The organism is Anaerocolumna chitinilytica, from assembly GCF_014218355.1.
Classification (GTDB): domain Bacteria; phylum Bacillota; class Clostridia; order Lachnospirales; family Lachnospiraceae; genus Anaerocolumna; species Anaerocolumna chitinilytica.
This window is the reverse complement of the sequence record NZ_AP023368.1, coordinates 4986853-5006941: the sequence shown is the minus strand read 5'-3', so window position 1 is coordinate 5006941 and position 20089 is coordinate 4986853. Positions and strand designations below refer to the sequence as shown.

Genomic DNA, 20089 nt, shown 5'->3' with positions numbered 1-20089 from the left:
ATAGCAAATATTTTAGGAGGGCGCAATGAGCTATAGAAGAGCAGAGCAGATTCTGCCAAATGAAATTATTGAATTGATTCAAAACTATGTGGATGGGGAATGTATCTATATCCCGAGAAAAGAGAATTCCAGAAAGAACTGGGGTGAGAACACCAGTATCAGAGAAGAATTAAAGGAACGGAATCGAAACATCTACCTTGATTATCAAAAAGGAATGAAGGGAACAGAGATAGCGGGAAAATACTACCTCTCCCTAAAAAGTATACAACGTATAATAAATCAGATGAAATAAAGGAAAAGAGTATAGCCCCGGTATGGTTGTACTCTTTTTTATGTCCGTATATCCAAAAGTCGTAAGAACATTTGATAAGAACATTTAATATGGAATAAGAGCTCCAGGGATGGAAATATCGCTTATCATATCAGATAATGAAATAAATGTAAAAATAAGTTGCTCTAAGATGAATTTTATGTTATGGTAAAAATATCTTCTGAAAGCAGAGGTTGAAATAAGAACTATGTTAATTTACCTACTTTTTAACAACAGCAGACTGCGTTAATCTTATGTTAGGATAATAGCCTATTTAAAGGATATTATTACTATTTTGATGCGCTCTGCTGTGTTACCTTATACGGATAGCAACCGTCTAAGGGTAATCTGTTAAAGGTAGGTTTTTTTATGCCCAAATTGGGTAATAGAAGGAGGCCTGCATATTATGTGGATTCGTTTACGTTTGGTAATAGAGTCAGTATAGGTCCGGCAAAAGCGTCATATCCGGGCCTAATCTGACAAGAAATAAAGTCAGGAAAGGAAGGAACATTATGTCGCAAATTATGATAACTGAGATGAGCTTTAGCTATAAAACTTTTTATGAACCAATATTTGAAAAAGTAACCCTTAATCTTGATACCGACTGGAGACTTGGTCTAATCGGAAGGAACGGAAGAGGAAAGACAACCTTTTTAAAACTTCTTCATAAGGAGTTCCTGCCAGATAAGGGTACAATAAAGATGGAAGTAAATACAGAATTGTTTCCTTATGAAAATAAAGTAAGGTATTCTCTGACGATGGATGTAATAAAAGAAAACATTGGAGGTTTAAGAACCTTAGAGGATAATCTGGAAGATATGGAAGCTCTCGGACGGTATCTGGAACTTGACGGCTTCTCAATGGAGAGCCTCATTAAAAAAGAGATGTATAGAATGAAACTGGCGGAAGAACTGCTTTATCGGGACTTTTCCCTATTATCTGAAGGAGAGAAAACCAAAGTGCTCCTAATTGCTTTGTTTCTGCGTAAAGATACCTATCTTTTATTGGATGAGCCGACAAATCATCTGGATATTCGAGGGAAAAAGGATGTAGCGGAATATCTAAAACGGAAAAAGGGCTTTCTGGTAGTATCCCATGACAGGAGTTTCTTGGATGAGGTGGCAGATCATATCCTGGCAATTAATAAATCGGATATTACTCTGGAACAAGGAAATTTTACTACCTGGAAACGGAATAAAGATTTAAAGGATGAATTTGAAGCCAGAGCAGGGGAGCGGTTAAATAGGGAAGTCAGGCAGTTGGAGCGGCACGCAAAGGAGAGCAGACTATGGGGAGGAACTGCCAATACCCAGAAATATGCCTTTGCCAGCCATGCAAGAACCAATGGAGCTAAGGCTTTTATGGGGCAGGCAAAACGCTCGGAGCAGCAGATAATGAATAAGATAGAAGAAAAGAAAACCCTGCTCCTGAATTACGAAACAGCAGCGAAGCTGGAATTCGAACAGTTGGAAACAGAGGGAACCTTATTGCTTAAGGGAAAGGATATTATGTATTCCTATGACGGCAGGGAACTCTTCTATGGTTTGTCCTTTGATATTAAAAAGGGGGACCGCATCTGGGTAAGAGGAGAAAATGGGTCAGGGAAATCCACCTTGTTAAAACTGATTTCCGGAAAGCTTTCCACCAGGGGATTTATACGGACGGAAGACCTTAAAATAACAGAAGCCCTCCAGGAGCCCCTTTGGAGAGAAGGATATTTAAAAGGGTTTATAAAAGATGGGAATGGTGATGATTTTGAGAAACTATGCCGTCTCTTTGACCTGCCGGACTCTTTGTTTGAACGTCCATTAGAGACCTTTAGCAGAGGAGAACTAAAAAAGATTGAAATAGCAAGGGCACTTTCCATGGAAAACCATCTGATACTATTGGATGAGCCCCTTAATTATATGGATCTCTATTTCAGAGAACAATTAGAAAGCGCAGTACTTGCTATCAATCCGACTCTTGTGTTCGTAGAACATGATGAGTGGTTTGGAGAAAAAGTTGCTACAAAGGTTATTACTATCGGTAACTAAGCTGGGTTTGACTTTAGTGGGGAATTTTGTTAGACTAAAAGACGGTGATACCATGACAAGGCTAAATGTGGTATGATGCAGTTGCTGCAATATGTTAGCCGATAGGAAGAAAGGTGGAACAGGTTATGAAAAACCTTGCCAAACCGGTAAATTTCAGAGATTTAGGCGGAATAACAGGAAAAGACGGAAAAAAAGTCCGCCCCCTTCGTATACTTCGCTCGGGAGAACTGGTAAAACTTACAAAAGAAGATATAGAGATATTATCCAATGAATTTCAATTAAGAACCATTATAGACCTGCGCGGGGAAAAGGAATATGGAGAGAAACCCGACGATGAAGTTCCGGGTGCCAGCTATTACAATGTTGATATCCTAAAGAAAATTCATGAAACCGGAGCAGATTTGGGAAGCCTTGAATCGGTTCAGGATGTTCACGGTGCTCATTATCATATGAATCTCTTATATGAACAGATGATTAACAATGAGGGTGCAGCAAGAGGTTTTAGAGAAGTTCTTGACCTTCTTTTGGAACAGGAAGAGGGAGCATTTCTTTTCCATTGTTTTGCCGGTAAAGACAGAACGGGATTGACGGCAGCTATTATCTTAACAATTCTTGGTGTAAGCAAAGAAGATATCATTTATGATTACTTAAAAACCAATGAACAGAGAAAAGAAGAAAATGAGGAACTGCTTGGTAAGCTGACAGAGCAGGGATTTAGCAAAGAACAATGCGATATTGTGGAGATTGCACTTACTGTGAATGCTGAATATCTTGAAACAGCTTATCATACCGCAGAAAAGATATTTGGTTCTTTTCATAATTATATATACCAGGCATTAAAGGTAACAAAAGAGGAAGAAATGGAATTACAAAGAAAATATCTGGTAAATTGATTGGATAAAGAATAACTTAAAGGGTAAAGGATATCCCTATAAAAGAGGAGGGGCCGGCAGAAATTCTGCCGGCCATTTATGAAAAAAAGTTTATGTCAACAAGGTTGGGGATCCTTGATTTACGCTTAATTTGTATTACCATTTATTTTGTGTTTGTTTCTTTGTTTAACTTATGAATTCATTATAACGTTCACATGTGTATAGAGTTTGAAGGAAAATTGAAGAGTTTGTGAACAATTAAGAAAGATACTATAAACTTTCGGAAGAAAGAATAAAGGAAAGAATAAAGAATAAGGAATAAAGCGGACACATAAGAGCACTTGCGGACAGGAGAAATAAGGGCGCTTCTGTTATGATAAATGCATAAGGCGAGGGCAGGTTATCCTTCACACAGGTTGAAAAAGGCAGTACTGCTGGTGTGAAGAATGCAGGAGTATAATTGATGTACACAGAAAGGGCAGGTTGTTAGTATGGACTGGATTCAAACGCTGGAAAAGGCAATAGATTACATGGAGGAAAACCTTCTTAGTGATCTGGAATGTGAAGAGGTTGCGGAGGGGGTATATATTTCAAATCATCATTTTCAAAGAACCTTTACCCTGCTTACCGGACTGACAATGGGTGAATACATCAGAAACAGGCGTCTTTCTCTGGCCGGCGGAGAACTTCTTCGGAAGGAGACTAAAGTAATCGATGTGGCATTAAAATATGGCTACGATTCACCGGAGAGCTTCACAAAAGCCTTTAAGAGATTCCACGGAATTACTCCGGTACAAGTAAAAAAACAGGGAGCCAGCCTAAAATCCTTTAATCGTCTTATCATTAAAATTATTATGGAAGGTGGAAGCAGTATGGATTACAGAATTGAGAAAAAAGAAGCATTTGAGGTTGTTCTTATGACGAGGACATTTAATTACCAGAACAATATGACAGATATTCCAAAGTTCTGGTCAGAGTATCTGGAAAGCGGCCTGGACGAGAAAGTATGCGGAGCTCTCGGGATATGCTTGCCCATGGATGATGAAACAAAAGAATTTGAGTATGGAATTGGCTGCTGTAAGGAATTTTTATCAGAAGTGCCGGAGGGATTTCAGGTTTATACTATTCCTGCCTACACTTGGGCAATCTTTCGCTGTGTAGGCCCTATGCCAGGGGCAATTCAGGATATGTGGAAGAGAGTATATAGTGAGTGGCTCCCTCAGGCAAATTATGAACTGGTGCAGGGCTACGATATTGAAAATTATACGGAAGGGGATGCTTCCAGTCCTGATTATGTCAGTGAAATCTGGCTTCCGGTAAAAGAAAAATAGGATAGCAACTGTATGAAACGTAAATTACTGTTGACAAGAATTTGTGTATATGATAAAGTCTTGAGTAATAAATATACAGTTTAAATGCAGTGACAAGGAGGAGTACATACTCAACCCGGATTTCAGAGAGAAGATATTTGGTGGAAGTCTTCATTCAGGAGGTATGGAAGTAGCCTTTGAGCAGTGAACCGAAAAGGAATGAGAATTATTCCTTAGTAGACTTCAACGGAAGTTTCCGCCGTTACCCGGGAAACAGTATCGATCTCTTTGTTTTATCTTATCAAAGAATCCGTATTGGTGTGAGTGCAGAGATTATCTCTGAATTTAGGTGGTAACACGGATAATAATTCGCCCTAAGCTAAAACTTTAGCTTAGGGCTTTTTTTATTTCTTTCCGGAGGTTAGGAAAGATATAAAATCGGCAAAAGAATCAGCAGATAAACATCTATCAATATTTTTGCAGATGAAAGAAAGTCTGCAGGAAACGGATATATGTATAAATATAAAAAATAAGGGAAATGTTCCCGGCAGTCAAGAAGGAGGAAGACCATGGAAATAAGAGGAACAGAGCTTTTTGTTAAGGCATTGAGAGAAGAAGGTGTTAATACACTATTTGCTTATCCGGGAGGGCAGGTAATCGACTTATTTGATGCCCTATATGATGCAGAGGGAATTGAGGTCATTCTGCCAAGGCATGAGCAGGGATTAATTCATGCGGCGGACGGCTATGCCCGTTCTACCGGAAAGGTCGGAGTATGTCTTGTTACCAGCGGCCCGGGAGCCACCAATCTGGTAACCGGTATAGCTACTGCTAATTATGATAGCGTACCCTTGGTATGTTTTACCGGGCAGGTGCCGACTCATCTTATTGGAAATGATGCTTTCCAGGAGGTGGACATTGTGGGAATTACCCGAAATATCTGTAAGCACGCCATCACTGTAAGAGACCGCAAGGACCTTGCCAAAGTTATAAAAGAAGCCTTCTTTATTGCAAAGTCCGGAAAACCAGGTCCTGTTGTCGTAGATTTGCCTAAAGATATCCAGCAGGCAATGGGAAGTGACGATTATCCCAAGGAAGTCTCCATTCGTGGCTATAAACCCAGCACCGGAGTTCATATTGGGCAGGTTAGAAGGGCACTTAGTATATTAAACCAGGCTAAGAAACCGGTATTCTTAGTCGGAGGCGGTGTAAATATAGCCGGTGCCGGGGAAGAGTTTACAAAGCTGGCGGAACTTACCGGAATGCCTGTCATCACTACTATCATGGGGAAAGGAGCGATTCCTACAAACCATCCCCTCTATATCGGCAATATCGGAATTCACGGTAATTATGCCGCTAACAGGGCTATCAGTGAGTGCGACGTGCTATTTTCTATCGGAACCAGATTCAATGACCGAATAACCGGTAAAATAACGGAATTTGCCAAGCTGGCAGCTATCATCCATATTGATATAGATGCAGCCTCCATCTCAAGAAATATCCAGGTTGACGTTCCTATTGTAGCAGATGCCAAAACAGCAATTATAAAAATATTGGAAGAAGCAAAGGGGCTGCCTGTGTCAGAGTGGACAAAAGAGGTTAGGGGTTGGAAGGAAGAGAATCCTCTAGGAATGAAAAAATATGAAGGAATGACACCTGAGATTATCATCAATAAGATTAATGAAAAATTCGATGATCTTATTGTTGTCACCGATGTAGGGCAGAATCAGATGTGGACTACCCAATATCTTGAGCTGGACCACAGCAGAAAACTCCTTACTTCCGGAGGTCTTGGAACGATGGGATATGGTCTTCCGGCAGCCATAGGAGCAAAGCTTGGAAACCCTGATATCCCGGTTCTTTGTATCTCCGGCGATGGAGGTATGCAGATGAATATTCAGGAGATGGCAACGGCAGTATGCCTGGAACTTCCCCTGATATTATGTGTATTCAATAACTCCTATCTGGGAAATGTACGGCAGTGGCAGGAGATGTTTTATGGCGGCCGCTACGCTTTTACTAGCCTGGCGACTCGCAGAAGCCATGCAGGCAGAGGTGGAGCAGGTACGGAAAATGCAGGCATAGAAAATGCAGATATAGAAAATGTAGGCATAGAAAATGAAGGTATAGAATGTGCGGACACAAATAGTGCCAGAACTAGCGGTGGTAGCAGCAGCTGTACCAGTGACAGTAAGGAGGCTATAAAAGGCTCTCCTAAATATTCTCCGGACTTTGTAAAGCTGGCAGAAAGCTATGATGCCATCGGAATACGTGTGGAAACAGCAGAAGAGATTGATGAAGCCTTAGACATTGCCAGTAAGAGTAAGAATACGCCTGTTCTGATTGAGTTTATCATAGAACCGGAAGCTAACGTATATCCGATTGTACCTACAGGCAAGCCTCTTAACGAAATGGTTATAGACTAATATTCAGAAAGGATAAATACATGGGCAAAGTGATTGAAAATATAATCAAAAAAAGATGGATTTCTCTTTATGTGGAGAATGAAATCGGTGTGTTGGCGAAGATATCAGGCCTTTTTTCCGGAAAATCCTATAACATGGACAGTCTTACGGTTGGTGAAACAGAGGATGAGACCATATCCCGCATGACTATTAGTGTTACCAGTGATGAGAGTACTTTTGAGCAGATAAAAAAACAGCTGAACCGCTGCGTGGAAGTAATAAAAGTGGTAGATTTCACCGATATTCCAATTCATATGAAGGAAATATTATTTGTGAAGATAAACAGCCTGAAAGACAGCGAAAAAGAAGAAGTTTTTAGTATTTCCAAGATTTATGGGTTAGCGGTAATTGACTGTGACAGAAGCACTCTCTTACTGGAGTGCGTACAGACGGAGAGTAAGAATAATGCTATTATAAAACTCTTTCAGAATTCCTTTCCGAACCGTATAGAAGTAGTAAAAGGAGGCAGTGTGGCAATAGAGGCCATCAGTGTAGCTGACAGGTGATACTGTCTGCATTCCGATAGATTAGAATAAGCTGGCATTCGTGTTGAAACATTGCTTTATGATAGTCTCTTGACGGTGGATTGCAGTATTTGGTAAAATACTGACAATACGTATGTATATTCGAAAAGAATTAGTATTTTACTAAAAGAGATATGCCACCTGCAGCCTATAGCTTGCAGGTATTAGAAAGGCAGGTACGATTATGAGCTATGTGGTGAAACCGTTAGATGCAAGCAATGCGGAAATATTTACAGAATATTTGGGTAATCTGGATTTTAGCCTTACGCCTCATTGGGCGACTTGCTTTTGCAGATTTTACTACTGTAACTGCAGTGGTGAGGAATGGATGGGAAGAAGCGGAGAGGTCAATAAAGCGGAAGCTCTGGAGGATATCAGGAGAGGAAATATGAAAGGTTATCTTGCCTTTGACGGTAATAAATGCATTGGTTGGTGCAGTGCTAATGATATTAACCGATTTCCCCGTCTGACAGAAGATGTGGGACATCTGGTGGAAGGAAAAAAGACCGGATGTACTATTTGTTATGTGATTCATCCGGAATACCGCAGACAGGGTCTTGCAAGGCAGCTGTTAAAATATGCGGTAGAAGATTTCAGAAAAGAGGGATTTGAACAGGTGATTGCATTCCCGGTGTTAACGGACACTCCTGCTGAAACTCATTACCGCGGAAGTATGAATATGTATCTGGAGAACGGCTTCCGGGAAATCGATAGTTTTGAAAATGTCAGAGTAATGTTAATGAATTTATAATACGAGAAAGGGTACCTTTGTATAACTAGACGAGGTATCCTTCTGTGTTTTGGGTTTCTATTTTAACTTGACAGTCAGAAAAAATTATGCTACCATTTGAAAAATTAGAAAAACAAAGGCTATGAAGAGAAAAGTATATTACGGCATATGCCACAGAGAGCCTCAAAATGCTGAGAAGAGGTGCAGAAACCATAATAGAAAAAAAGACTTGGAGCCGCGTACCGACTGGTTAATACCTGAGGCTACGATGGGAGCGCCCATTACAGCGTCAGAGTATCAACAGCAGATATTGTAATTTGCCGTTCGTACTTGTAGAGGTTCTTATTGCGAAATAGGAATGAAACAGGGTGGTAACACGAAGCAGCAGCTCTCGTCCTTGAATTAACAAGGAAGGGGGCTTTTTTTGTGGGGAAAAAAAATTTATAGAGATAATGATGAAATAGAAACTAAGATCTAAATGTATTAATACAACATTATGAATGTATAAAAATATCAGGGAAACACCCAGAAAAGAGGAGACTATGTTAACAGAGCAGGAAATTATACGAAGAGAAAAGCTGGTACAGATAAGAGAATTAACCAATCCTTATCCGGAACGCTTTGAGACCACCCATACACCGAAGGAAGGGAGTACATTAAAGGATGGCAGCAGTAATATCTGTCTGGCGGGAAGACTTCTGTCAATAAGAAGGATGGGAAAGCTCTCCTTTGGAGTAATCGGAGATGTTGCGGGAAAAGTCCAGATTGCATTTAAGAAGGATATCCTAGGTGAAGATGCCTATGAGTTTCTAAAAAAGCAGGTGGACATCGGTGATTATTTAGGAGTAAAAGGTGAAATCTTTACGACACAGGCGGGAGAGAAGACACTGCGAGCTGACAGTTTTACTTTTTTAGGAAAGGCTTTAAAGCCTCTGCCGGAGAAGTTTCATGGACTAAATGACAAGGACAGCTGCTATAGAAAGCGTTATCTGGATTTGATAATGAATGAGAAGACCAGGGAGAAATTCCTGTTAAAGAGTAATTTTATAAAGGCAATCAGACGTTATTTAGAGGAAGGCGGCTATACTGAAATCGAAACACCGGTATTTATAAATAAGCCTTCTGGTGCATTAGCGAAGCCTTTTATATCTCATCATAATGCATTGGATATAGATGTTTACCTCCGTATTGCGCCGGAGACATACCTTAAGAGAGCGGTAGTAGGCGGATTTACGAAGGTATTTGAATTCGCCAGATGCTTCCGAAACGAAGGAATTGATTCTACTCACCTACAGGATTTCACCATGCTGGAATGCTATCTGGCATATGCGAATTACAAAGATAACATGAAATTTACGAAGGAATTGCTAGCGGAGGCGGTAGAAGCCGTGTTCGGCAGTAAGACCATTGAGGTGGGAGACCGCACCCTGCATTTTGATGGAGAGTGGCCGGTTATTACTTTTCGGGAATTGCTTCAAAAGGATTGTGGTATCGACATTGATAACTATCCTACGGCAGGAGAACTCTTAAAAGAGATTACAAAGAGGGATATTAGACTGGAAACAGCAGAAGAGGTCAGCAGCCTTAGCAGAGGGAATTTAATTGATCAGCTTTATAAGAAGGTAAGCAGACCTAAGCTTGTTGGCCCTGTTTTTTTAACGGAACATCCAATCGTACTTTCACCTTTGGCTAGAGCAAATGATGATAATCCGGATATTACTGACCGTTTTCAACTGATTATAAACGGAGCAGAGGTCATTAATGGATATTCGGAGCTGGTTGACCCAATAGAGCAGTATAACCGCTTGCTGGAGCAGGCGGCCAGCCATGGTAAAGGGGATGAAGAAGCTATGGTAATGGATAAAGATTATATTACGGCCATGGAATACGGTATGCCGCCGATTTCCGGATGGGGAATGGGAGTTGACCGGATATTACAGGTATTAACAGGAGAAGAAAACTTAAGAGATCTGATACTTTTCCCTCTTATGAGACCTTTGGAAGAAGATAAATTCGAGAATTGAAGTACAATTCGAAAAAGTATTTGACATTTTCTGAAAAAAGCATATAATAGCACAAAAGCATCTAAGATATCTCGTATTGGTAAGCATGGAGTTAGTGTGAAAATCAAAGAGAAATTTTCACTTTGATTTAGATATGCGCTAAAACGCATCACATGGAGGTTAATATGATAAAAGTATTGCTAAGCACAATGGAAGCCACATATGCCATGAGCTGGGGTTATAAATATAACGCCGGATACTTTTTTATGCCTTCTTTCGGCAAAAGCTGGAGCTTTTCTGCAAAACCATATACAGATACCGGGATAGGTTCTTAGGAGCTTTCTTTAAAAAACAAATTCTATCGTTATAAGCCGGTATTTGTATAGATAATATACAGATGCCGGCTTTTTGTATGTAATAGAAAATATATCCTATTACTTACAGGCCAAAATTGAGTATTTTATAAGTTCTATCGGAAGGGAGAGACACATATGGATACAATGAATTATCCGGAACAGTATTATAATAATTATGACGAGGAGGGAAGACTGCTTAAGCGGTATGGAAGGATTGAATATATCACAACGATGAAATACATCCACAAATTTCTACCGGAGAGAGAGAAGGTCTCCTGCAGGATTTTGGAAGCAGGAGCCGGAACCGGCAGATATTCCATAGCACTGGCGCAAGAGGGTTATACCGTTGATTCTGTTGAGCTGGTGGAGCATAACCTAAATATATTGAAGTCAAAGATAAAAGAAGAGTATCATATTACCGCAAGACAGGGGAATGTACTGGATTTGTCTGCCTTTGAAGATGATACCTTTGATATGACCCTGGTCCTTGGACCGATGTACCACCTCTATTCCGAAGAGGAGAAGAGAAGGGCACTGACAGAAGCTATTCGGGTCACAAAGCCTAAAGGGTATATTATGGTAGCTTATTGTATGAATGAAGCAACAATCCTTCAGTATTGCTTTATTGAAAATCATTTACAGGAATGTATGAATAAAAATATGCTGACAGAAGATTTTCATTGTATATCAAAACCGGAGGATCTGTTTGAAATTGTACGAATAGAAGATATTAACCGCTTTACGAAAGGGCTTAATGTAGAGAGAATCCACTTAGTTGCCACGGATGGAGCAACGAATTATATGAGGGATATCATAGAGAATATGGGGGAAGACCTCTATGAACAATACATAAGGTATCACCTGTCTATATGTGAAAGGCAGGATTTAATTGGTGCTACGAATCATAGTCTGGATATATTAAGAAAAGAGTAGAAGAGGGATATGCTGTGAATTGCGGTGAAAGGAGGGTATATGAGAACACCGGTATTGGAAACTGACAGACTCATTTTAAGACCTTTAAGAGCAGCAGATGCAGAGGAGGTATACCACAACTGGGGAAGTGACCCTGAGGTATCCAGATTCATGAGCTGGAGCACCCATGAGAATGTTGAAGTCACCAGACAATGGCTGATAGCGGCAGAGGCTAATATTGATATAGACGGTGTCTATGAATGGGGCTTTGAAAGAAAATCCGATCATAAGATAATTGGCTGCGGAGGGATATTCTTTAAAGATTACAAAAGAATGTACGAGCTTGGCTATAATATTATGAAGGACTGCTGGCATCAGGGATATACCACAGAAGCAGCCAGAAGAATCCTAAAGTTTGCTATTACAGAGTTAAATCAAAGGTATATCTACGCCTATCACGCAAAGGGGAACCCCAATTCCGGCAAGGTTATGGAGAAGGTGGGATTTTATTATATCGGAGACAGGGAATATGACAGTATGGACGGCACGAAGCACTTTGAGGCAAGAGAATACTTGTTTGAAGCAAAAACGAATAGATATTTGAATAATGACAAATCCTATTTGAGTCAAAAGCATGGAATTGTGAAGTCTGACAGTATATGATAAAATAAATTTTAAGATTCTATTATTTGCTATTTTACTAAGAATGAGGTGCTGTCATGCTGACAAAGAAAAGGTTTGAGGAAATTTTGAGACTATTGGACGAAAAGGGAACAGTAACACTGCAGGAATTAAAGGAAAGTCTGGGGACATCCGAATCAACTATTCGAAGGGATCTGACGACTCTTCATAACAGCGGGAAGTTGGTGAAAGTATTTGGGGGTGCTATATCTGCAAATGCGCATTATCGTACCAGAGATATTGAAGTAATTGACCGTAAGGAATTGAACAAGGAGGAGAAGCTGAAGATAGCTAGGTATAGTGCCAACCTGATAAGACAGGATGATTTTGTGTATTTGGATGCAGGTACTACTACCGGATATATGATAGATTTTATACAGACCAAAGAGGCTACCTTTGTTACAAATGGAGTTATCCATGCACAACGCCTGGCAGCGGCTGGTTTTCATGTGATTTTAATTGGGGGAGAGCTGAAGTCATCAACGGAGGCAGTAGTGGGAAGTGAGGCGCTGCTGCATTTGCAACGCTATCATTTTACCGTTGGGTTTTGGGGTACCAATGGGGTGAACCATACCAGCGGTTTTTCTACTCCGGATAATAATGAAGCTATGATAAAGCAAATTGCAATGGAACAGACCCGCCGGGCATACGTTCTATGTGATCATTCCAAATTCGGTCAGATTAGCACTGTTACCTTTGGAGATCTTCGACGAGCAGCAATTATTACGGACAGGGTTGATATTCAAGAGTACAAGAACCTGGAAAATCTTATTATATTGGATAAACAGTAATTCACCTCTACAAGAAAGATATAATATTCTTCTGCCTCTCGTAAAATTGCCCATGGCCGATATAAAATGATGTATTATGACCGTTTTTGACTGAAATTTGTTGGATATGCACAAGTTTATGATGAAAACACTAGGAATAACGCCTATTGAAAAGGGTCTAAATTGAATTTATAATAGCTTTATCAATAAAATCAGTCATAATCAATCAAAATCGGTAATAATACTTCAGGAGGTGAATAATGATTTATACAATTACCTTTAATCCAGCTTTGGATTATATCGTGTCAGTAGATGACTTTCAGTTGGGGAAAACGAATCGCACCACAGAGGAGACGATTTTGGCAGGCGGGAAGGGCATCAATGTATCTATAGTTCTTAGGAATTTAGGCTTTGACAGTACTATGCTGGGCTTTATAGCAGGTTTTACAGGTGAAGAAATCCGCCGCAGGTTAGTGGAAACAGGTTATCATACGGAATTAATACCTATCAAAGGTACAAGCCGTATTAACATAAAATTAAAATCTTATGATGGGACTGAAATTAATGGTCTGGGGCCGGAGATTGACTCAGAGAACCTTCAAATGCTTCTGCATCGCCTTGATAAACTGCAACCGGAAGATATTCTGGTACTTGGCGGAAGCATTCCCGAAAGTATTCCCGATTCTATTTATAAGGACATCATGGTAAGGCTATCAGATAAAAATATTCTGATTGTAGTAGATGCTACTAAAGATCTGCTTCTGAATGTTCTGGAGAACAGACCTTTTCTTATCAAGCCGAATAATCATGAACTGGGTGAAATGTTTGGTGTAACCTTAAATAAACGAAGTGAGGTCATTCCTTATGCACGGAAATTGCAAGAACGAGGGGCACGAAATGTGCTGGTATCGCTGGCAGGGAATGGTGCCATCCTGATTTCGGAGAAAGGTGAGGTTTTTGAAAGCCCGGCACCAAAGGGCAGGTTAGTCAATGCAGTAGGAGCAGGAGATTCTATGGTGGCAGGTTTTCTGGCAGGATGGCTGGAGTCAGGAGACTATGGGAAGGCTTTTCGTATGGGTGTTGCAGCAGGAAGCGCCAGTGCATTTTCAGAGTTGTTTGCAACCAGGGAGCAAGTCGATGAATTGTTAAATCAGATATAAGTTGTTTTTGATTCGGACGTAAAGATGCACAGGAGGTAAAGAATGAGAATCTCAGAGTTATTAAGCAAAGAGAGCATAGCACTGAAAGCAATGCCAGCTGATAAGACGGAAGCGCTGGAACAGGCAGTCACATTGATGGTGAAAAGCGGAAAAATAAGTGACAGAGAGCAGTATATCAAACAGGTATTTGAACGTGAAAAAGAAGGCACCACCGGAATCGGAGAAGGTATTGCCATTCCCCATGGTAAATGCCAGGGAGTGAAAACCCCGGGACTGGCGGCTATGGTTATCCCTGAGGGTGTGGATTTTGATTCCCTGGATGGAGAACCGGTACATCTGCTGTTTCTTATAGCGGCACCTAATTCCAGTGATAATGTACATCTGGATGTACTGAGTAAGTTATCGGTACTGCTGATGAATGAGGAATTTGTAGAGAGACTAAAGAAGGCGGAATCAACAGAAGAATTTTTACAGGTAATTGATGATGCAGATGAGGAGGCTCCTGCTAGTAATGAAGTCCCACAGGAGCTGAAGGATACTAGTGACAGTAAAAGTTATACCTTTAATATTCTAGCTGTTACCTCCTGTCCTACGGGAATTGCTCATACCTATATGGCTGCAGAAGGGTTAGAAAAGGCAGCCAGGGCTAATCAGTGCTTTATCAAGGTGGAGACCAGAGGCTCAGGCGGGGCTAAAAATGTTCTGACAGAAGCAGAGATTGCAAAAGCAGACTGCATTATTGTAGCAGCAGATGCCAAGGTACCCATGGAGCGTTTTGACGGACATAAAGTCATTGAATGCCAGGTGTCTGATGGTATCAGTAAAGCGGATCAACTGATAAAGCGTGCTATGAAGGGGGACGTCCCTGTATATCACGCTGATAATAAAGGCTCACAGGAAGCAAGGACTTCATCTGGAGGAAATTCATTGACACATCAAATCTATAAGCATCTTATGAACGGTGTATCCCATATGCTCCCCTTTGTAGTTGGCGGTGGTATATTGATTGCTATTGCTTTTTTGATTGATTCCATGTCCATTGATATGACAACAGTATCCGGTGAAGTCAGAGCAAATTTTGGATCTATAACACCTGCTGCTGCGTTGTTTAAGTCCATCGGCGGAGCCGCCTTTGGTTTTATGCTGCCGATACTGGCAGGCTATATTGCCATGAGTATTGGAGACAGGCCAGGTCTTGCTGTAGGTATTATTGGCGGGTATATTGCAGCACACGGTAAGTCCGGATTTCTAGGTGCTTTGGTGGCCGGGTTTTTGGCAGGTTATATTATAGTACTTTTACGCAAGCTTTTTGACAAGCTGCCGGAAACCATAGAAAAGCTGGCGCCGGTTTTACTTTATCCGCTTATCGGTATTCTCTTAATCGGTTTAATTATGACCTTTGTAGTGGAACCGCCTATTGGTTTCCTTAATACCGCCTTAAATAATGCCCTGACGGGTATGGGGACAAGCAGTAAGATTCTGCTTGGAGCTATTGTGGCTGGTATGATGGCTATTGATATGGGTGGACCTTTTAATAAGGCGGCTTATGTATTTGGAACAGCATCTATCGTAGCAGGCAATTATGATATAATGGCGGCTGTTATGATTGGTGGTATGGTACCGCCTTGTGCCATTGCTTTGGCATCGCTGATATTCCGAAGTAAATTTACCAAAGCAGAGAGAGAAACTGCTCCTGCCAACTTTATTATGGGATTGGCTTTTATAACAGAAGGAGCGATTCCCTTTGCTGCTGCTGATCCCTTAAAAGTATTGCCCTCCTGCATACTTGGTTCAGCATTTGCCGGAGCTCTCTCAATGGGATTTGGCTCGACTCTTATGGCACCTCATGGGGGAATCTTTGTATTTCCTGTAGTTGGACATCCCTTTCTGTATCTGATGGCATTAGTTCTTGGCACACTTGTGGCAGCCGGTATGCTGGGGCTATTAAAGAAAAGGATAACTGATTAAATTACGGAAACAACATTAAAAGGAGAAAATATAGATGAAAGAATTTAATCATATCATTGCGGATCCGGAAGGTATTCATGCAAGACCTGCCGGAGAATTGGTAAAATTATTAAAGGAATATAAATCCGTTGTTACTATTAACATGAATGGGAAAAGTGCGGATGCCAGAAGAATTTTCGCGGTTATGGGACTTGGTGTAAAACAGGGACAGGAAATACTGATAACAGCTGAAGGTGAGGATGAGGCAGAAGCCGTTGTTGCATTGGAGAGTTTCTTTCAGAATAAATTGTAAGTTAGGTTATCTTCTGTTGAATGAAATAAAGTCTGGAAAGGGGAAAATAAATGCAGACATTTCATGGAAAAAGTGTATTTGGCGGTATTGCTATTGGCAGAATACTTATTTATAAAAAGCAGGAACAGCAGGTAAAAAGAAGTAAAATTACTGATTGCGATGCGGAAATACGCCGTTTCAGAGAATCCAGGGATAAAGTAATTGAACAGTTGAAAGGACTTTACGAAGTAGCGTTGAAGAAAATCGGAGAATCAGAAGCGGCTATATTTGAAATACACCAGATGATGCTGGAAGATATGGATTATAACGAATCCATCGAGAGTATTATCATAAGCCAGGAGGTAAATGCAGAATATGCCGTAGCAGCTACGGGAGACAATTTTGCACAGATGTTCTCGAATATGGACGATGACTACATGCGTGGAAGAGCTGCAGATGTTAAGGATGTATCTGAACGGCTGTTAGGCAATCTTACCGGGAATGAGAATGGTTGTTTTTCACTGGAAGGACCCTCAATTCTTGTGGCGGAGGATTTGGTTCCCAGTGAGACCGTGCAGCTCGATAAGGAAAAAGTTCTTGCTTTTGTTACTGTCAAAGGCTCTGTCAACTCACATACGGCCATATTAGCCAGAACAATGAATATCCCCGCCTTGATTGGTGTTGAATTATCAGAGGAAGTAATGGGCCAGATGGATGGAAAGATCGGTATTGTAGATGGCTTTTCGGGCAGTTTCCACCTGGATCCGGAGGAATCTCTGAGCATTGAATTGCAAAAGAGAATGAATGCGGAAGATGAGAAAAAAAGACTTTTGAAAGACTTGCGCGGCAAGGCAAATATAACCCTTGACGGTAAGGAGATTAAACTCTATGCCAACATAGGCAACAGTAAGGATTTGGCGATGGTGCTGCAAAATGATGCCGCGGGAATTGGGCTGTTCCGCAGTGAATTTATATATCTGGAGAAAAAGGAATATCCTACGGAGGAAGAGCAGTTTACCATCTACAAGACTGTAGCGCAGACAATGGCAGGCAAGAAGGTCATTATCCGCACATTGGATATTGGTGCAGATAAACAGGCAGATTATTTTAAGTTAGATAAGGAAGAAAATCCAGCTATGGGCTGCCGAGCTATCCGTATATGTCTTACCAGACCGGAAATCTTTAAAACACAGCTGCGTGCTCTGTTCCGCGCAAGCGCTTTTGGAAATATTGCCATAATGTATCCTATGATTATTTCCGTCGAGGAAGTACGAAGGATTCGTGAGATAACAAAGCAGGTAGAGGAAGAACTAAATGAGCAGGGTATCGCTTATGGACTGGTGGAACAGGGGATTATGATTGAAACTCCTGCAGCTGTTATGGTGAGTGAAGAACTGGCAAAAGAGGTGGATTTCTTTAGTATTGGCACCAATGATCTTACTCAGTATACTTTGGCAATTGACAGACAGAATCCGCAATTGGATGAGTTCTATGATGCCCACCATCCTGCCGTGCTCAGGATGATTCAGATGGTAATTGAGAATGCTCATAAAGCGGGGATATGGGTAGGAATCTGTGGCGAACTGGGAGCAGATGCAGAACTTACTAGCACATTTCTTAAAATGGGAGTGGATGAGTTGTCTGTATCTCCCGGATACATTCTGCCTTTGCGAAAAATTATAAGAGAGACGGATGTAAGTAAACTATAATGGAATTAATGATTAAGAGGGTTCATATTATCACAAAGTTTTAGTGATAATTGGACCCTCTTTTTGATAGTTTATTAGATCCATGCTCCATCCAGTGCAATCACTTGTCCGTTCAGATAATCATTTCCGGCGGCTAACTGCCAGGTAAGTTCCGCCACTTCTTCAGCCTTTCCCAGCCGGTTTGCAGGTATTTCTTCTGTCAGAGACTCTTTGTCTGCTTTTGAAAGAAAAGAATTCATAGAGGTATCTATTGCACCGCAGGCTATGGCATTTACCTGTATATTACTTGGTGCAAGTTCCTTTGCAAGCGCTTTGGTAAAGGCATTCATGCCGCCCTTGGAAGCGGAATAGGCTACTTCACAGGATGCACCGCAGACGCCCCAGACGGAGGAAATATTAATGATTTTGCCTGACTTGGCTCTTACCATATCCGGTACGGTCTGATGGCAGCAGTTATAGACCGAAGTTAAATTGGAGTTGATAATAGTATTCCAGACAGTGGGATCTGTTTCTGTAAATAAGCCTATATGGGAGATGCCGGCATTGTTCACTAATATGTGCACCGAGCCAAAAGTCTTAGTGATTAACGAAAAGAGTTCCTTCACTGCAGGATAGCTGCCCATATCACCAACGTAAGCCAAGCAGGGGGAACCCATGCTTTCGATTTCTGCTTTTGTGCGGAGCAGTTCGCTTTTGCTGTTTTTACAGGTGATGGCAATACGAAAGCCTTCCTTTGCAAAGCGTAAGGCAATAGCTTTTCCGATACCTCTGGAGGCACCGGTTATCAATACAGTTTTGGAATTCATAAACCCTCCCGGAACAGTTAGTTTTAATCCGGTACAACAGATGATTTATATCTGTTGTACTACTCCCTTGCATTATATCGGAAAAATTCATGGAATGCAATGGCGTCGCTTTATCGTATGTTTAAAAGGTTAGTCTTTCACAATGGGACGGCAATTTATACAAAGCAGAAAGACTCCTTCGCTGGTTCCAAGGCTCAGGAGTTCTTTCTGCTTTGTATAAATTGCCTGTGAACGTATTAAATGGTGTGCTTCCCGTCAAGTAGACAATTGAAAAAACAAAAAATTTTTTTGATATGCTGCCCAATGAAAGGGCAGCATTTTTCATGCAGCTAATAATAGTTTTTGGTGATATTCCATTGGCGTTAATACCCCTAACTTTCTTTGAGGTCGTTTATTTGTGTAATAATCCATATATTCAGTGATTGCATTAACAAGTGCTTCTCTGGTATGGAATTTCTTACCGTAATACATCTCTCGTTTGAGGATTCCCCAGAATCCTTCCATTGGACCATTATCTATACAGTGTGCGACACGGGACATACTTTGTGTCATGCCAGCATCGACCAGCTTTTGATGAAATACTTTAGAGGTATACTGATACCCACGATCGCTATGAAGCAGAGGATGTGCTCCGGGATTAGCAACGAGAGCATCGTCAAACGTGTCAAATACAAGTTTATTATCATTATGATCATTAATAATATAGGCAACAGGACGACGGTCGCAAAGATCAAGTATTACACTTAAATATAGTTTACGTATGTGATCAATGCTTGTCCCATACTTAAATTCAGTGACATCAGTTACCCATTTTTCATTGGAGCTGCCAGCGTTAAATTCACGGTTCAGGATATTTTCAGCCGTATAAGCAGGATCAGCCGCTGATTTTGTGCAACCATTGTTCCGATATTTTAAGTTTGATCGGATCTTTTTCTTCCTGCATATACGAAGTACTCTTTTATCATTGACATTGATATTATCATCATGCTCAAGTGAATCACGGATTCTGCGATAACCCATATCGGGATGTTTGTCATGAATTGCCTCAATGCGTTCTGCCAGCTCTTTGTTTAGCTTATCATTTGGGTTATCTTCGTGGTTCAACCATTTATAATAAGCAGAACGGCTTATTTTCCCTAACTGACATAGTGAAGAAAGAGAATATCCTTTTCCTTCTGCCAAGAGTTCTTGGATTGCATAATAAGT

The 20089-nt window shown here is 40.9% G+C and carries 18 protein-coding genes and 1 other annotated feature; of the genes, 16 read left to right on the top strand and 2 right to left on the bottom strand.

Annotated elements, in window-relative coordinates; all coding sequences use genetic code 11:
* The first annotated feature begins 25 nt into the window (after positions 1–25).
* The 16 genes from bsdcttw_RS21775 to ptsP all read left to right on the top strand — a co-directional run bounded on the left by bsdcttw_RS21775 (position 26) and on the right by ptsP (position 18077).
* Positions 26–292 (top strand): CD3324 family protein, encoded by a 267-nt coding sequence (locus bsdcttw_RS21775; protein WP_185256883.1) that lies wholly within the window; start codon positions 26–28, stop codon positions 290–292.
* Positions 293–822: 530 nt separating this feature from the next.
* Positions 823–2346 (top strand): ribosomal protection-like ABC-F family protein, encoded by a 1524-nt coding sequence (gene abc-f / locus bsdcttw_RS21770; RefSeq protein ID WP_185256882.1) that lies wholly within the window; start codon positions 823–825, stop codon positions 2344–2346.
* A 125-nt stretch (positions 2347–2471) separates the two neighbouring features.
* Positions 2472–3239 carry a tyrosine-protein phosphatase gene (locus bsdcttw_RS21765; protein ID WP_185256881.1) on the top strand — a complete coding sequence of 256 codons (768 nt, stop codon included), beginning with the start codon at positions 2472–2474 and terminating at the stop codon, positions 3237–3239.
* 470 nt (positions 3240–3709) lie between these two features.
* Positions 3710–4549, top strand: coding sequence for an AraC family transcriptional regulator (locus bsdcttw_RS21760; protein ID WP_185256880.1), 840 nt, complete (start codon positions 3710–3712; stop codon positions 4547–4549).
* Between the two features lie 80 nt (positions 4550–4629).
* Positions 4630–4908 (top strand) — a binding site (T-box leader).
* A gap of 189 nt (positions 4909–5097) precedes the next feature.
* Positions 5098–6954 carry a biosynthetic-type acetolactate synthase large subunit gene (gene ilvB / locus bsdcttw_RS21755; RefSeq protein ID WP_185256879.1) on the top strand — a complete coding sequence of 619 codons (1857 nt, stop codon included), beginning with the start codon at positions 5098–5100 and terminating at the stop codon, positions 6952–6954.
* Between the two features lie 20 nt (positions 6955–6974).
* Positions 6975–7499: an acetolactate synthase small subunit gene (gene ilvN / locus bsdcttw_RS21750; protein WP_197979808.1), complete on the top strand. Its 525-nt coding sequence runs from the start codon at positions 6975–6977 to the stop codon at positions 7497–7499.
* Positions 7500–7701: 202 nt separating this feature from the next.
* The gene (locus tag bsdcttw_RS21745; RefSeq protein WP_185256878.1) at positions 7702–8268 is read left to right on the top strand and encodes a GNAT family N-acetyltransferase; all 567 of its coding nucleotides are present in this window, start codon (positions 7702–7704) and stop codon (positions 8266–8268) included.
* 521 nt (positions 8269–8789) lie between these two features.
* The gene (gene lysS, locus bsdcttw_RS21740) at positions 8790–10271 is read left to right on the top strand and encodes a lysine--tRNA ligase (RefSeq protein ID WP_185259917.1); all 1482 of its coding nucleotides are present in this window, start codon (positions 8790–8792) and stop codon (positions 10269–10271) included.
* A 164-nt stretch (positions 10272–10435) separates the two neighbouring features.
* Positions 10436–10585 carry a hypothetical protein gene (locus bsdcttw_RS21735; protein ID WP_185256877.1) on the top strand — a complete coding sequence of 50 codons (150 nt, stop codon included), beginning with the start codon at positions 10436–10438 and terminating at the stop codon, positions 10583–10585.
* A 156-nt stretch (positions 10586–10741) separates the two neighbouring features.
* Positions 10742–11539: a class I SAM-dependent methyltransferase gene (locus tag bsdcttw_RS21730; protein ID WP_330602323.1), complete on the top strand. Its 798-nt coding sequence runs from the start codon at positions 10742–10744 to the stop codon at positions 11537–11539.
* Positions 11540–11578: 39 nt separating this feature from the next.
* Positions 11579–12181 carry a GNAT family N-acetyltransferase gene (locus tag bsdcttw_RS21725; protein ID WP_185256876.1) on the top strand — a complete coding sequence of 201 codons (603 nt, stop codon included), beginning with the start codon at positions 11579–11581 and terminating at the stop codon, positions 12179–12181.
* Between the two features lie 56 nt (positions 12182–12237).
* Positions 12238–12990, top strand: coding sequence for a DeoR/GlpR family DNA-binding transcription regulator (locus tag bsdcttw_RS21720; protein WP_185256875.1), 753 nt, complete (start codon positions 12238–12240; stop codon positions 12988–12990).
* Positions 12991–13229: 239 nt separating this feature from the next.
* Positions 13230–14129 carry a 1-phosphofructokinase gene (pfkB, locus tag bsdcttw_RS21715; protein ID WP_185256874.1) on the top strand — a complete coding sequence of 300 codons (900 nt, stop codon included), beginning with the start codon at positions 13230–13232 and terminating at the stop codon, positions 14127–14129.
* A gap of 42 nt (positions 14130–14171) precedes the next feature.
* On the top strand, positions 14172–16097 hold the full coding sequence (locus tag bsdcttw_RS21710) for a PTS fructose transporter subunit IIABC (RefSeq protein WP_185256873.1): 1926 nt from the start codon (positions 14172–14174) through the stop codon (positions 16095–16097).
* A 34-nt stretch (positions 16098–16131) separates the two neighbouring features.
* The gene (locus bsdcttw_RS21705; RefSeq protein WP_185256872.1) at positions 16132–16389 is read left to right on the top strand and encodes an HPr family phosphocarrier protein; all 258 of its coding nucleotides are present in this window, start codon (positions 16132–16134) and stop codon (positions 16387–16389) included.
* 50 nt (positions 16390–16439) lie between these two features.
* Positions 16440–18077: a phosphoenolpyruvate--protein phosphotransferase gene (ptsP, locus tag bsdcttw_RS21700; protein ID WP_185256871.1), complete on the top strand. Its 1638-nt coding sequence runs from the start codon at positions 16440–16442 to the stop codon at positions 18075–18077.
* Between the two features lie 74 nt (positions 18078–18151).
* Here ptsP and ymfI read toward each other — a convergent pair whose 3' ends face one another.
* On the bottom strand, positions 18152–18883 hold the full coding sequence (gene ymfI / locus bsdcttw_RS21695; RefSeq protein ID WP_185256870.1) for an elongation factor P 5-aminopentanone reductase: 732 nt from the start codon (positions 18881–18883) through the stop codon (positions 18152–18154).
* A 321-nt stretch (positions 18884–19204) separates the two neighbouring features.
* Positions 19205–20077 (bottom strand): IS3 family transposase, encoded by an 873-nt coding sequence (locus bsdcttw_RS21690; RefSeq protein ID WP_230989144.1) that lies wholly within the window; start codon positions 20075–20077, stop codon positions 19205–19207.
* Between the last annotated feature and the right edge of the window lie 12 nt (positions 20078–20089).

Bases quoted from the DNA above. Each gene is read 5' to 3' on its own strand.
- bsdcttw_RS21775 (WP_185256883.1), top strand. From the start codon at position 26: ATGAGCTATAGAAGAGCAGAGCAGATTCTGCCAAATGAAATTATTGAA.
- abc-f (WP_185256882.1), top strand. From the start codon at position 823: ATGTCGCAAATTATGATAACTGAGATGAGCTTTAGCTATAAAACTTTT.
- bsdcttw_RS21765 (WP_185256881.1), top strand. From the start codon at position 2,472: ATGAAAAACCTTGCCAAACCGGTAAATTTCAGAGATTTAGGCGGAATA.
- bsdcttw_RS21760 (WP_185256880.1), top strand. From the start codon at position 3,710: ATGGACTGGATTCAAACGCTGGAAAAGGCAATAGATTACATGGAGGAA.
- ilvB (WP_185256879.1), top strand. From the start codon at position 5,098: ATGGAAATAAGAGGAACAGAGCTTTTTGTTAAGGCATTGAGAGAAGAA.
- ilvN (WP_197979808.1), top strand. From the start codon at position 6,975: ATGGGCAAAGTGATTGAAAATATAATCAAAAAAAGATGGATTTCTCTT.
- bsdcttw_RS21745 (WP_185256878.1), top strand. From the start codon at position 7,702: ATGAGCTATGTGGTGAAACCGTTAGATGCAAGCAATGCGGAAATATTT.
- lysS (WP_185259917.1), top strand. From the start codon at position 8,790: ATGTTAACAGAGCAGGAAATTATACGAAGAGAAAAGCTGGTACAGATA.
- bsdcttw_RS21735 (WP_185256877.1), top strand. From the start codon at position 10,436: ATGATAAAAGTATTGCTAAGCACAATGGAAGCCACATATGCCATGAGC.
- bsdcttw_RS21730 (WP_330602323.1), top strand. From the start codon at position 10,742: ATGGATACAATGAATTATCCGGAACAGTATTATAATAATTATGACGAG.
- bsdcttw_RS21725 (WP_185256876.1), top strand. From the start codon at position 11,579: ATGAGAACACCGGTATTGGAAACTGACAGACTCATTTTAAGACCTTTA.
- bsdcttw_RS21720 (WP_185256875.1), top strand. From the start codon at position 12,238: ATGCTGACAAAGAAAAGGTTTGAGGAAATTTTGAGACTATTGGACGAA.
- pfkB (WP_185256874.1), top strand. From the start codon at position 13,230: ATGATTTATACAATTACCTTTAATCCAGCTTTGGATTATATCGTGTCA.
- bsdcttw_RS21710 (WP_185256873.1), top strand. From the start codon at position 14,172: ATGAGAATCTCAGAGTTATTAAGCAAAGAGAGCATAGCACTGAAAGCA.
- bsdcttw_RS21705 (WP_185256872.1), top strand. From the start codon at position 16,132: ATGAAAGAATTTAATCATATCATTGCGGATCCGGAAGGTATTCATGCA.
- ptsP (WP_185256871.1), top strand. From the start codon at position 16,440: ATGCAGACATTTCATGGAAAAAGTGTATTTGGCGGTATTGCTATTGGC.
- ymfI (WP_185256870.1), bottom strand. From the start codon at position 18,883: ATGAATTCCAAAACTGTATTGATAACCGGTGCCTCCAGAGGTATCGGA.